This is a genomic window from Runella sp. R0.1_18 (genome assembly GCF_057652155.1).
In genome coordinates this window covers 59,508-72,504 of record NZ_JBYFCK010000026.1, presented here as the reverse complement: position 1 = coordinate 72,504, position 12,997 = coordinate 59,508, and the positions used below count along the sequence as shown (strand labels likewise).

Below are 12,997 nucleotides of genomic sequence, written 5' to 3'. Positions count from 1 at the left end.
ATTGCCAGAAATTTACATCTTATAGCCTCTAACGCCAGGCGCTACCTCTCGCTTACTCATTATCCATCAATAGATTCCTTGATGACAGTCTATGATCCCTATCTAAACGAAGAAAGAAAAGCATTTATTCGAAAGAGATATTACGAAGAAATAGCGCCTAGTTCAACAAAATACACAGAGAAAGATTATATCAGCGACTTTGAACTTCTGACAATCTCTAATGATGCGTATAAACTTAATGAGAAGTTGACCCCTATTACTGTCATTGATTTGTGGGCTAGTTGGTGTAGCAATTGTATAGAAGCATTTCCTAATGTTGAAGCATTGCAAGAGCACTACATAAACGAGAACAAGGTTTCTTTTCTGAAAATTTCTTTGGATGATAAAGAAGAAAATTGGAGAAAAGGTGTAAAAAAATTGCAATTAAAACCTGAAGAGTCGTCGTGGGTTTCTGGAGGTATGAAATCTGATTTTGCCAAAAAATTTGACATAAAGTATTTACCAAGGTACATTATTTTAAACCAAAAAGGTCAAATTTTAAAATTGTTCCCTCCTGATGTTAGAGACACTAAGTTGTTCAAACTTTTGATTGATGATTTATTGAAGAAAAGTTAAAGATAAACGGGTGGTGGGCACCCCCTTTTACTTCTTTACCGAGTTACGATAAGTGGTGAGCCTGCCAGAATCTGTTTTGGGAAGGGTTTCGGGGCGCGATTCTTTCGGCCCTAAATTTCTAAATGAATTGAAACTACGGGTAAACAAATAACTAGCCCCATACGATACTGCCATTGGTGTTCCCGTAGAAGCTAAATACTGGTTTTGGACGTTACGATTGTACATCCGCAAACGCTGACTTCCGTCGTCGTTGAGCCAGTATTCTAGGGTCCAATCCAGCAACAAACTCGTCGCATCGTATTGGTTCTGCCCATACGACAAGCGGCCATCGCGGGTGATGCGGAAACGGTCGTTTAAGAAACGATACGAAAAACGTAACTGCAAGTTATTGAGGGCATTAATGGTCGGGTCGTTCAAATTAAAGTTTAAACCCGACACGCCCAATTCTAAATTCTCATTCAACGACGACCCCCATTTATTGATTTGGCTCGTCACCATTTCTCCAATGCTGTTTCCAATACCCGTTGCTGATTGCGCCAAAATGTTGTTTTGATCGGAGAAAAGCTGCCCGAACAACAACATACTACTCACCTGCTGCGACAGCGACTGTTCGTCGCGCTTGAGGCGCTCTTCCAAGGCTGTCACGATGTACGAATAAGCCGCAGGATATTCCTTAAACTTCAAACCATACGTCACTTGAGGCGACAGCATTCGCTCGCTTAGGCCAATGGTTACTTCCACTGGATAACGGCGCGACATAAGCGCATCGTTGTTGGAAGTAGAAGTCGTAGTAGTACTAGCCGACAGTACGGGTGCCAACGAAACGTTGGACAAATAGCTTGCCTTTACGTCAAGAGTTGCGCCGTAGGGGTCGCCAGTCCAAGAAATTCGGCTTCCTTTCTGAATTTGGAATTTCTTGTTGATGACGTTTTGTAACGTAAACAAATAATCTCCGTTTTGAATCTCGTACGACCCTGCCATATCAAACACGTCGCGGGTATCAATTTTGAGATTAATCAAACCACGACCATAAGCTTTGATGGCATCTCCCCCTTGTCGGTCAAACTGGATTTCACAGTACGCATCGGGCGTCATGTTGAGGCGAAAATCCATTTTGATGTTACTTTCTTGGGCGGGAATGACTTTATCCTCTTTCGCAATTTGCGTGGTGGTATCTTCCACTGGCGCTACAAACTGAACAAAATCTTCGGAAGCCACTTCGGCCGCGCCATCAAGTGGAATGTATATTTTTGTTCCTTTGTTACTGGTCAAATCGGCACTGATATTCAAATTATTAATGGGGCCAAAAATCTCCATGGTACCCGTTGTATAGGCATTTCCGTAGAAAAGTTCATTGTCCCGAATCGTTGTATTGAGCATTCGGAAGTTGCGCATTTCGGCATCAAAACCCAACGAAAACTTACTAAATCCATCGTGGTAAACACCTCCGCGCAAATTGGCCACGTTACCTTCGGGGTCAGTAAGGCGAAGATTTTTTACCCGAATATCACTTTCTCCGAAATACACTTTGTCTTCAAACGACAATACTGCCTTCAAATAGTCGAATGTCAAACGTCCTTTTTTCACATCCACCGTTCCATCCAGCACGGGTGACAACGCCGCTCCTTTCACCGACACTTTGCCAACCGCCTTACCTGTGATATTCGACACCAAACCCCGCGCAAACGGCTCGATCAAATTGAGGTTCGTTTCGTTAAATTCCGCAGTTAAGTCCAACTCATTGTCGGTGCGGTCGGGGGTATAAGTGCCCGTAACGGTAAATTCACGTTTCTCATTTTTGTCCAAATGAATGTCCACGTGCAAGTGCTTATCAATAGGATCCCACTCCCCATCCCCCATCAAGTTCCCCATCAAGAAATTATTGTAAGTCAACTTCTTAATTTGCAACTGACTATCAAAAATCAGGGTTCGATAGACATCCCTCATCGTCAGGCTTCCGTTGGCCACGCCCCCAAGATTCACATTCAAGACGGGATTAAGCGTAGCTAGTTCAAAATTATGGGTTTCAAAAGCCAATTCTTCCAGCGCGTTGGTGGACATTTTTCCGTTCAAAGAAATCAACTGGTCTTTTTTATCCGCCTTTAGGTTGACATTACTCAAAAGTACTTCTGAACCGTTGATGGTAATCAGGTTGTTAGCATCCAAGTTCCAGTCTTCCTCCAACAAGCGGAGTTTTGATTTTTTGAATTGCAACGACATGTAGTCGCCCACAAACCGAAGTTCGCCATTGAGCGTAGCGCGGTTAGGTAGTTTTTGTTGGCGTAGGTTACTGCGAAAGGCAATGTGGTCTTCGTTCCAAGCAGCCTCGATCTGCATATTTTCGGTAGGGGCAATGCCAACCAATTTTTGTTGTTCAGATCGAACAATCGCCGACGCAAGCACTTGAGGCGTATTGGTAAACTTTGAGGTATTCAAATCCAACTCAGTGCGATAAAACGAGTTATTTCCAATTTTGAGGGTATCTAATTGCCCCGTCATCGAAAACATTGAGGTATTATCTACCGTAAACACTCCTTCCACGCGCGACCCGTTGGAAACGTACCCTTCTGGAAAAAGAAACGCCAACAGGCGATCCATTTTCTTAAATTTCAAGTCATACGCCACACTATAACGCTCCCCAATTGGCTTCTTGAGTTGTTTGTTTTCATAATATGCGATTTGGGCGGCTTCGTCTCCCAAAAAATACATTTGGTATTCATCAAACAAACGTGCTAAGTCCACCACCGCTTTGGTAGGTTCAAAGCGCCCATTGGCTTTAAAATTAAAGAACTCAGAGCGAATGTCTAAGTCACGGTTTTTCTCTTCTAAGCGAGAGTCAACCAACAAGGTATCAACGACCAAATTGCGGTTTTTAAACGTAGCGTAGTTATTCAGAAACTTCGCTTTGCCCACCATTTCATCCATTGTATTACCTTCCAAGTCCACGTTCAACTCCGTGTGAATCAACAAGGAGTCTTTCATAAACTTGAGCGCGCGCAAATCAGCGCGTTGTACAAAACCTTCGGCGTGGTAGGAGTACTTGTCTTTATTAAAGTTAAAAGTTCCATCCACGTCAGCAATGAGGTTGGTATCGCGGACAATCACCGAGCCTTTAAAAAGCTTATTTTGCAGCGTACCGTTCAGATATACATTTTTATAAACGTAGCCATTGTAGGTAAATTTCGGCATTTTGCCATCAAGGCGCAGCCCCGCATTTTTAATATCAAATCCCTTTCCGCTTATTTTCCCGTCCAAATCAAGTTGAGAAAACGCATCGTCCTCCACCAATTTTCCCAAATCAAAATCTTGGGTTTTCATATCGGCTACGTAGGTAGGAACGGGAGCGGCGAGGTTCATTTCAAGCGCCCGGACGTTGATTTGCCCCATCGCGGTTTTAAAATCCCCACTCATGTTGAAGCGGTCGATCGTGCCTTTGTATTTACCCGAGAAATCCACTACCCCGAATTTTTTCGCCAAATCATTAAACGATTTTTCGGGATAATATTGGTACAAATCGGCCGCATCGACCCGCGTCTCAACCATGTCAAAATCCAACAATGAAGTCGCAAATTCTGTGACTCCTTTAAAAGCGATTGTCCCGCGCAGGCGGCTATTTTTACCAAATCTCAAATCGGTGTTTGTCAACTTAAAGTCGTTGACTGTTCCCAAAAAATCTCCGTGGACTTTCCAGGTTTCGTTGAGGGTAAACAAATAATCGGCAAACCAGCCCAAATCTTCTGACCGCACCCGCGAACTGTCAATGTGGGCTTTCATCAGCACTTTGGCGTTAAAGTCACCAAACGCCGACGGTTTGTCATAATTGAAAGAAATATAATTTTTAATAATCGAATTGCCAATGGGCGCGTATAAATCTGCCAACTCCAGCTTGGTACGGCAGTACATCACGTTGGAATTCAACCCTTTTACCGTCAAATTGGTGCGTTTGTCGTAGGTATGTAGCCCCCGAACTTTGAGGGCGATGGTATCCCCTAAAACCATAAAACTCTTGGCCTCCCCGCTGATACCCTTCAAGGTAAAGTGGTTGTAATCGAAGGCTTTACCCGACATCCGTTGCTCACGAGGATCATCAAAACGGAACGTCCCTTCAATCAAATGCACTTGTTTGATATAAAACGGCACATTTTGGTCTTTTACCCCTGGCGAATTGGGGTTAGCAGTCAGCTCTTCGATGCGGGAAATAAACTCATCCAAGTTCAAATCGCCCGTTTTTGGGTTTTTCACCAACCATACCGAAGGACGGTAAAGCGTAGCCTCATCGAGCCATGTCCCAAAAGTCTTTTTATCTTTGCCCATCGCCAGCGCCCAAAAGTCGTGGTTGACGTCGAGGCGCTCCACTTGAATCATGGGACGGCCTTTGCGGTCGCGAATCTCAACTTTTTCGAGCGAAACGGCGTTGAACCATTTAATGCTTACCTTTCCGACGGAAGTCGGGTGCTGAAGTTCTTTAGAAAGTTTTTGGGTAACATAGCCGACGAGCGAGGTTTGTATCAATGGAAATTGAACACATAGGCTTATCATCTCTGCCAACAGCACGACTGTGACAAAGAGGATAAAGAGTGCGTTCAAGATGTACCAAAGGATACGCTTCATGGGCTGGGCGAGTACTCAACAAGTAACGTAAATTTTCAACAAATGTCAACTATTTTAGCCATCGAATCTTCGTGTGATGAAACTTCCGCGGCCGTTATCTCTAACGGCAAAATCTGTTCCAACATTGTAGCGACACAAGTGATTCACCAAAAATACGGTGGGGTTGTCCCCGAATTAGCCTCTCGTGCCCATCAGCAACACATTGTCCCTGTGGTCGAAAAGGCGCTTCTGGATGCAAAAGTAAGCAAAAAAGACCTGAATGCCATCGCTTTTACGCGCGGCCCTGGCCTTTTGGGTGCATTATTAGTGGGCGCATCGTTTGCCAAAGCCTTTGCTTTGGGGCTAAACATACCACTCATTGAGGTAAATCACATGCAGGCGCACGTATTGGCGCACTTTATTGAAGACCCAACTCCTTCCTTCCCGTTTTTGTGCCTGACGGTCAGCGGTGGACATACCCAAATTGTGTTGGTACGCTCGCCCCTCGACATGGAAATTATTGGAGAAACCCAAGACGACGCCGTAGGAGAAGCCTTCGACAAAACCGCCAAATTGCTCAACCTTCCCTACCCAGGAGGGCCACTGGTTGACAAACACGCCCAACAAGGAAATCCGTTGGCTTATAATTTCCCGCTCTCCGAAATGCCTGGGCTCAATTACTCGTTTAGCGGCATCAAAACGTCCATTTTGTACTTTTTACAGGGTAAAACCAAGACGAATCCACAGTTTGTCGAAGAAAACATCGCTGATATATGTGCTAGCGTGCAGCATACACTCATCAAAATGTTGTTGCAAAAACTCCGTAAAGCAGCTCGCCAAACGGGTATTTCTGACATTGCAATTGCGGGGGGCGTCTCGGCCAATTCAGGATTACGAAAATCACTTTTGGAACTCGGCGAAAAAGAACGTTGGAATGTTTTTATCCCGCGTTTTGAGTATTGTACCGACAATGCCGCCATGATTGCCATGGCCGCCCATTTCAAATTTGAGCAAGCCGCTTTCTGTGAGCAAACCGTGAGCCCCTTGCCTCGCATGGCGTTTTAGCAGCCGTTTAATAAAATCTTTTAAAATTTCAAGTCATTGACTAGCAATAGACTAGCATTTTAATCACAAAATCACTAGCTTTATAATTCTTTTAAAAACAACCCTGAACGTTTTGAGAGCAGAAGATGATGAAGCGAGTGATTTTTGTACTTGTACTTGCCGTATGTACGGTGATTGATGGCTGGGCTGTCCATATTTTTGGCGGAGATTTTCGGATGATAGCGCAACCTACGCAGGGGAGTTATATCCTCACCCTCACGCTTTATGCAGACGCCAATACGCTCAATCCTGTTGTGGGGGGGCCAAACTCTAACAATGACGAAAGCGCTATCGTTTATGTTTTCCGTAAACGAGACCATGCCCCAATAACTTCGTTTGAATTGACCCAACAAGTCAATCAAAACAAACCTATCATCTACCAAAACGAAGCCTGTGCGGGTACCCAAAGGCTTCGAACTATCGCTCAAATTTATAGCCGCACCATCAACCTGAATCCTGCCCTTTACAACGACCCAAGTGGTTATTACATCATTTGGGAGCGCTGTTGCCGCACGGCAGGGGTAGATAATTTGAACGAAACTGGGCGGAATGTCGGCATGGTTTTTACCTTAGAGTTTCCTGCGCTTACCCAAAACGGTCGTTTTTTTCGCAACTCTTCTCCCAATTTTAGTATTCCCAACGGCGAATATATCTGCATCAACAGACCATTTAGAATGAACATGAGTGCTACTGATGCTGATGGCGATGAATTGCGGTACTCACTGGTTACTCCCCTAAATGGTTATACTTCTGAAGTAGCTGCCTTTGGTTTGGGCGAATCGCGCAGCTCTTATCCGGAAGTTAGATGGGCAGCAGGCTATGGCCTTTCCAACGTTATTCCAGGCAACCCTACCCTAGCAATTCACCCTAGCACTGGGTTCCTTACGGTAAAAGCCTCCCAACTAGGCTTATATGCGTTTGCCATTCTGGTAGAAGAGTACCGAAATGGCGTCAAAATAGGTTCAACCCGTCGAGAATTTCAGTTAAAAGTCATTGACTGTAGCGGTGCTCCACCTCCTGTGCCAACCGTATTCAATAGCACCAACACTGCACTGCCAGCCTCGGTGGTGGAGCTTTGCGAGGGAACAAATTCGACCCTGCAATTTACGTCACAACCCAACGTTTCGTACCAATGGCAAAAAGATGGCATCAACATACCCAATGAAAAGAATACGAGCATTAGCATCAGTCAAGCGGGTGAATATCAAGTAACTGCGAGCTATACGCGCCAATGCGCCGTTGACACAATCTCGCAGCTGGTCAGGGTAGTATTAGCCAAAGGCCCTAGCCTCCGTTTTACCCCTACTGATACCCTCAGAATTTGCAACGGAGATACAGCCCTGGTGCAAACCACCCAAGGAAACGGATTTGTGTATGAATGGCGCAAAGACGGCACAGTACTCCCCAACGAAACCCGTCACAGTTTGAGCACTACCCAGCTCGGCACCTATATCGTTGCCGTTCGTGGTACTAATGCCTGTATTAGTCGCGACACCGCCTATGTCGTACAGCGTCCTTCGCCTTCAAAACCAGAAATTTCATTGCCCAAAAACCTATTATGTAACCGTGATTCTATTCGACTACAAATAGCACTCTCCCCCGATTTCTCTGTCGAGTGGCGTTTTAATGGTCAGGTATTACCCCAGCGCTCCAACGAATTGTACGCCAAGCTCGCAGGAACCTATCAGGTGCGGGTTTCCAGTGGTAGCTGTTCGGCCCTTTCAGACCCCCAAAGAATTACCCAAGTATTGGCAGATACCATCCGATTCGACTCTCTCTTGGCAGTTTGTTATGACCCTGCACTTCGGGTAGCGCTTCAGGCCAGTCCATCAGGAGGTATTTTTGAAGGGAGCGGGGTAGAGACAAACAACCTAAACGTTCAAAAAGCAGGCACTGGCCTTCATTCGGTTCAGTATAAGGTGAGCTTTGGCAATGATTGTGTCTTGTCAAAAACCCGCGTTTTGGAAGTCAAACCCGTTCCCGTTTTAAAAGCGCCCAGCAGCGTTACTCAATTAAAAGAGACTTCGGTGTCTGTGCAAGTCCAAAGCGAAACGCCCAACGGTGAAACTTACCAATGGACGCCCCCAACGGGTGTTGACGACCTTAATGCACTACAAACCAACATTTTAACCCCTACGACTGAGACTTATACATTGACAGCCACCGCCGCCAACGGCTGTAGTTCTCAAATTAGCATTAAAGTGGTGGTGGTAGAATTGATGTTCATTCCCGACGCATTTAGCCCCAATGGCGATGGCACCAATGATACTTGGGAAATCAAAAACTTGGAGCGATTTCCCGACGCAGAGATTTTTGTTTACAACCGCTGGGGCGAGCTCATTCACCACCAGTCGAAAGAACGGCCTTTGCCTTGGGATGGTTTTTACGAAAATAACCCCGCTCCCATCGGCGAATATACCTACCTCATTTTGCCCAATACAGAGTCAAACAATGTAGCTCTGCGGGGCAAGGTACTACTGCTTCGATAGCGCAAATTCTGCACAATCTTCACATATTTTATCAATAAAAAGGGGTAATAATGCCCCTTTTTTTGCTTTAGAATAACATGACTTTGGGCTCGTAGCTGCTCTTTTTTTGTATTCCAACAGAATGGGTAAACAACTGATTATAAGCCAAAAAATGCAGCGTACAGCGCAAATACAGTCAAAAATAAAACCAATGAGCAGGTAGGTGTAGGATAGTCTTTCACACTCTTTTTAGAAATATTTGAATATTAATTTGTCCGTTGCTTAGTTCCCAAATCATTTTTGTGACTAAATGCCAGGCTTATTCCTAAAACATAAAATCGTTATCTACATGCTTAACAAAATGAGTACTAAACTTCTACAAGCAGGATTTCTGTCAGCCTTGATCGTTCTTGGTGGTTGCAAAGTTTCTAACACCAGCTCAGGTTCGTCTGAAAAAGGCTTTAAACAAATTTTTAACGGTAAAAACCTCGACGGTTGGGACGGCGACCCTACCTACTGGCGCGCCGAAAACGGTGTACTTATCGGCGAAATTACTCCAAGTACATTGCTCAAAGCCAACAATTTCCTTATCTGGAAAGGAGGCGAACCTGCTGATTTTGAACTCAAAGGCGAATTTAACATTGCCAAAGCGGGTAACTCAGGCATCAATTATCGCAGCGAACGATTAACCGATGTTCCGTTTGCCTTGAAAGGCTATCAAGCTGATATTGATGGGCAAATCAACTACACAGGCCAAAACTACGAAGAGCGTAAACGTACTACCCTCGCCTACCGTGGTCAAATCACAACGATTAGCCCTCAGTCTTCCCCAATGACACCCGAGCAAGTACGTGCCAAAGTAAAACGCAATGCCTGGACAGACCTCCAAGTAACGGGTTCGTTGGGAACATCGGACGAATTAAAAACTAAAATCAAGTCGGAAGATTGGAATGAATTTCATTTGATTATCAAAGGCAATCGTTTACAGCATTATATCAACGGCGTGTTGATGAGCGATGTGACCGACAATGACCAAGTAAACGGCAAATCAAAAGGATTTTTGGGTGTACAAGTTCACGTAGGGCCTCCCATGAAAGTACAATACCGCAACCTCCGTTTGAAGCAACTGTAAGTATTATGAGCAATGTTAATCGTTAGCTGTTAACCATTAATTGTAGTCATTACTAATTATGTACTTCCCTGCTCCGTTCGAGTATTTTCTAAATCCATAAAAACCTTGTCTAATCCGTATCGTCTGTGTGCTCAAATTGTCGATACTAGCACACGGATGACACAGATTTAACAGGTTCACGCAGATGAAAGGGTTATCAAACGAAAATCTTCGGGTACAGTAGCAATTCCAAGTAACAGTCAACAAACAAAGAAGAAAAGAATATGAATAAAATTGGATTTAATGTATTGGCATGGTCAGCGGGGATGTCTGACGAATTGTTTCCCATCATTGAGCGTCTCAAAGAAATTGGCTACGACGGTGTGGAATACTTTATCGGCGCACCCGACGAAGACGCCTACAAACGCGTAGGAAATCGCTCCCGTGAATTAGGACTGGGAGTAACCGCCGTAACGGTCGTTAGCCCCGACACCAACCCCGTGAGCGAATCGGCTACCGTTCGCGCCCAAGCCCTCGACCAACTCAAATGGGTAATTGACCGCGCGCACGACCTAAACGCCGAGGTACTTTGCGGCCCTTTCCACTCCGCACACGCCCATTTTGTGGCCCGTCCAGCTACCGTAGATGAGTTTGCTCGCGCCGCCGAGGCCTTACACGCCGCTGGCGAATATGCCGCTCAAGCTAATCTTATTCTAGCACCCGAAGCCCTCAATCGCTTTGAGTGCTATCTCTGCAATACCATGGAGCACCTTGCCAACTTGGTACAGCTTACCAACCACCCCAACGTGCGCGCCATGTTTGACACGCACCATGCCAACATCGAAGAGAAAAAATACGAGTCGGCTATTCGTACCATTGCACCGTATTTGAGCCACGTCCACATCAGCGAAAACGACCGTGGTACGCCAGGCGATGGCCACATTCCTTGGGACAATGCGTTTGCGGGATTGGCCGCTGTAGGCTATAAAGGTTGGTTAACCATTGAAGCCTTTTCTCGCAACGACCCTGATTTTGCCAATGCGATTGGGGTATGGCGCGAGTACAACGATCCTTGGCACATTGCCGAAAATGGACTGACATTTATTCGCGAAATGTCTATCAAGCATCATTTGTAACTAAAATCCAATGCGCTGAAATACCATTTTCTATGAAAAAAAGCGGTCTTTTGATAGTTTGGTGCAGTTTGCTGCTCGGTGCTTTTGGGTTCCGCCTCCACCAACCCACTGCTTCGGAGCAACGGCCTCATCCAGTATCGGCCTATCAAATCGTATATAAGGGCGAAAAAGGCCCAGGACGGGGCAAAAACATTGTATTTATTACCACCGACCACGAATACCGAAGCGAAGAATCATTACCCGCACTGGCGCGTATTTTGGCCAAACGCTACGGGTTCACTTGTACAGTTATTTTTGGACTTGACGACAACGGTCACATCCTTCCAGGAAGCTCTAATCTCAAAGGATTGGCGGCGTTGGACAAGGCCGATTTGATGGTGTTGTTTACCCGATTTTCTAATTTCGACGACGAAGAAATGCAGCACTTCGACGCTTACATTCGTCGCGGAGGCCCCATTGTTGCTTTCCGTACGGCTACCCATGCTTTTAACAACAAAGGCAATGCCAAATGGGAGCATTATTCTTGGAATTACAAAGGGGAAAAAAGTGCTTGGAAAGACGGCTTTGGAGAGTTGGTTTTGGGCGAAACTTGGGTGTCTCACTATGGCACCAACCACAAACAATCTTCAAAACTCATCTTGGAAGATTCTCAAAAACAACATCCTATTTTGCGGGGCGTCAAAGAGGTTTGGGTACAGTCGGGTGGATACACGGCTTACCCCAACGAAGGCACTACGACTTTGGCCCGTGGTCAAGTACTTAACGGCATGACGCCCTCTTCTCAACCTGATCCAACCAAAGAACTTTTGCCCGTCGCTTGGGTGAAAAACTACTCGGTCGAGTCTGGGCCAACGGGGCGTGCTTTTACTACCACCCACGGGGCGTCGGAAGACCTGCTCAACGAAGGATTCCGCCGCATGGCAATCAACGCTGCCCTTTGGGCAATGGGAATGGAGAAAAAAATCAAAGCTAACAATCCAATTGAATTTGTCGGTCCTTACCAGCCGACACCTTTCAATTTTGACGGTTACAAAACAAAAGTAAAACCCGCCGATTTGGCCGATTGGAATTCGCTAATCATGCCAGGTGAAATATTCAAGAAAAAATAACCCATCATTTTATGTCAGCATCACTTCCCTTTCGTTTCGGTTCTGAGGTTTACACTTGGTTTATGAGCGGAAACGGCACCACCCACCAAGGGCGTTTGGGCCACATGATTGAAATCATTTCCAAAGCAGGTTTTACGGGAATTCAGCCCATTTTTACGTGGATGGGCGATCTGGTAAACCCCGACTTGTTGGAAGCTAAATTGAAAGAACAAGGCATCGAACTAGCCGCCGTGGCTTTGGCCTTGGAGTGGAACGGCAACGGTGAAAGCGAAGACGAACGCCGCATCGCCGACAACGCCATCGCTTTATTACAGCGTTTTCCTGGAGCGGTTTTAAACACCGTACAAATTCCGACGGGTCGCCACGACTTAGCCGCGCGTCAGAAAAGCCTGGTGAATATCGTCAACACCGTTTCAGCACGCGCCAATGCTTTAGGAGTACCTTGTAGTTTTCACCCCAACTCACCGCATTCGTCCATCATTCGTACCGAAGAAGATTATAAAATCGTGTTGGAGTCGTTGGATGCTACCGTAACGGGTTGGACGCCAGACGTAGGCCACATCATCAATGGTGATATGGACCCTCTCACCAAAATGAAAGAATACGCCTCGCTTATCAACCACGTACACTACAAAGATTGGGATGGAAATCCTGAATTTACGTTGATGGGACGCGGTAAAGTGGATTTGTTGGGTGTTACCCAGTGGTTGAAAGACATCAATTATTCGGGTTGGATTATCTGCGAAGACGAAGGCGAGGAAGCCCTTGACGATCCCGATTTTGTAACCCTCCACGACGGGCGTTGGATTTTAAATGATTTAATCCCAAATCTGAAATAATCACCATCATTTCGTCATTCAAATA

Annotated in this window: 8 protein-coding genes; 7 read left to right on the top strand and 1 reads right to left on the bottom strand. The window is 45.6% G+C overall.

What is annotated here, in order from left to right; genetic code table 11:
• Window positions 1-615: TlpA family protein disulfide reductase (locus AC23P2_RS27750; RefSeq protein ID WP_487776208.1), on the top strand; the 615-nt coding region annotated here is incomplete at its 5' end.
• A 27-nt stretch (window positions 616-642) separates the two neighbouring features.
• Here the strand turns inward: AC23P2_RS27750 and AC23P2_RS27745 are convergent.
• A complete protein-coding gene (locus AC23P2_RS27745) occupies window positions 643-5,226 on the bottom strand; it encodes a translocation/assembly module TamB domain-containing protein (RefSeq protein ID WP_487776207.1) in 4,584 nt (1,527 codons plus the stop codon).
• A gap of 42 nt (window positions 5,227-5,268) precedes the next feature.
• On the opposite strand from AC23P2_RS27745, the gene tsaD reads away from it, so the two are divergent.
• From tsaD to AC23P2_RS27715, 6 genes are all read left to right on the top strand, one after another.
• Window positions 5,269-6,270 carry a tRNA (adenosine(37)-N6)-threonylcarbamoyltransferase complex transferase subunit TsaD gene (gene tsaD, locus AC23P2_RS27740; protein ID WP_487776206.1) on the top strand — a complete coding sequence of 334 codons (1,002 nt, stop codon included), beginning with the start codon at window positions 5,269-5,271 and terminating at the stop codon, window positions 6,268-6,270.
• Between the two features lie 125 nt (window positions 6,271-6,395).
• The gene (locus AC23P2_RS27735; RefSeq protein ID WP_487776205.1) at window positions 6,396-8,798 is read left to right on the top strand and encodes a T9SS type B sorting domain-containing protein; all 2,403 of its coding nucleotides are present in this window, start codon (window positions 6,396-6,398) and stop codon (window positions 8,796-8,798) included.
• A 340-nt stretch (window positions 8,799-9,138) separates the two neighbouring features.
• Window positions 9,139-9,909 (top strand): 3-keto-disaccharide hydrolase, encoded by a 771-nt coding sequence (locus AC23P2_RS27730; protein ID WP_487776204.1) that lies wholly within the window; start codon window positions 9,139-9,141, stop codon window positions 9,907-9,909.
• Between the two features lie 263 nt (window positions 9,910-10,172).
• Complete coding sequence (locus AC23P2_RS27725; protein WP_487776203.1) at window positions 10,173-11,024, top strand: sugar phosphate isomerase/epimerase family protein; 852 nt, start codon at window positions 10,173-10,175, stop codon at window positions 11,022-11,024.
• Between the two features lie 32 nt (window positions 11,025-11,056).
• Entirely contained in the window at window positions 11,057-12,133 is a 1,077-nt protein-coding gene (locus AC23P2_RS27720) for a ThuA domain-containing protein (RefSeq protein ID WP_487776202.1), read from the top strand.
• A gap of 11 nt (window positions 12,134-12,144) precedes the next feature.
• The gene (locus tag AC23P2_RS27715; protein ID WP_487776201.1) at window positions 12,145-12,972 is read left to right on the top strand and encodes a sugar phosphate isomerase/epimerase family protein; all 828 of its coding nucleotides are present in this window, start codon (window positions 12,145-12,147) and stop codon (window positions 12,970-12,972) included.
• Window positions 12,973-12,997: the final 25 nt, after the last annotated feature.

Coding starts and splice junctions, on each gene's coding strand:
- AC23P2_RS27735 (WP_487776205.1), top strand. CDS start 6,396: ATGATGAAGCGAGTGATTTTTGTACTTGTACTTGCCGTATGTACGGTG.
- AC23P2_RS27715 (WP_487776201.1), top strand. CDS start 12,145: ATGTCAGCATCACTTCCCTTTCGTTTCGGTTCTGAGGTTTACACTTGG.
- tsaD (WP_487776206.1), top strand. CDS start 5,269: ATGTCAACTATTTTAGCCATCGAATCTTCGTGTGATGAAACTTCCGCG.
- AC23P2_RS27720 (WP_487776202.1), top strand. CDS start 11,057: ATGAAAAAAAGCGGTCTTTTGATAGTTTGGTGCAGTTTGCTGCTCGGT.
- AC23P2_RS27725 (WP_487776203.1), top strand. CDS start 10,173: ATGAATAAAATTGGATTTAATGTATTGGCATGGTCAGCGGGGATGTCT.
- AC23P2_RS27745 (WP_487776207.1), bottom strand. CDS start 5,226: ATGAAGCGTATCCTTTGGTACATCTTGAACGCACTCTTTATCCTCTTT.
- AC23P2_RS27730 (WP_487776204.1), top strand. CDS start 9,139: ATGAGTACTAAACTTCTACAAGCAGGATTTCTGTCAGCCTTGATCGTT.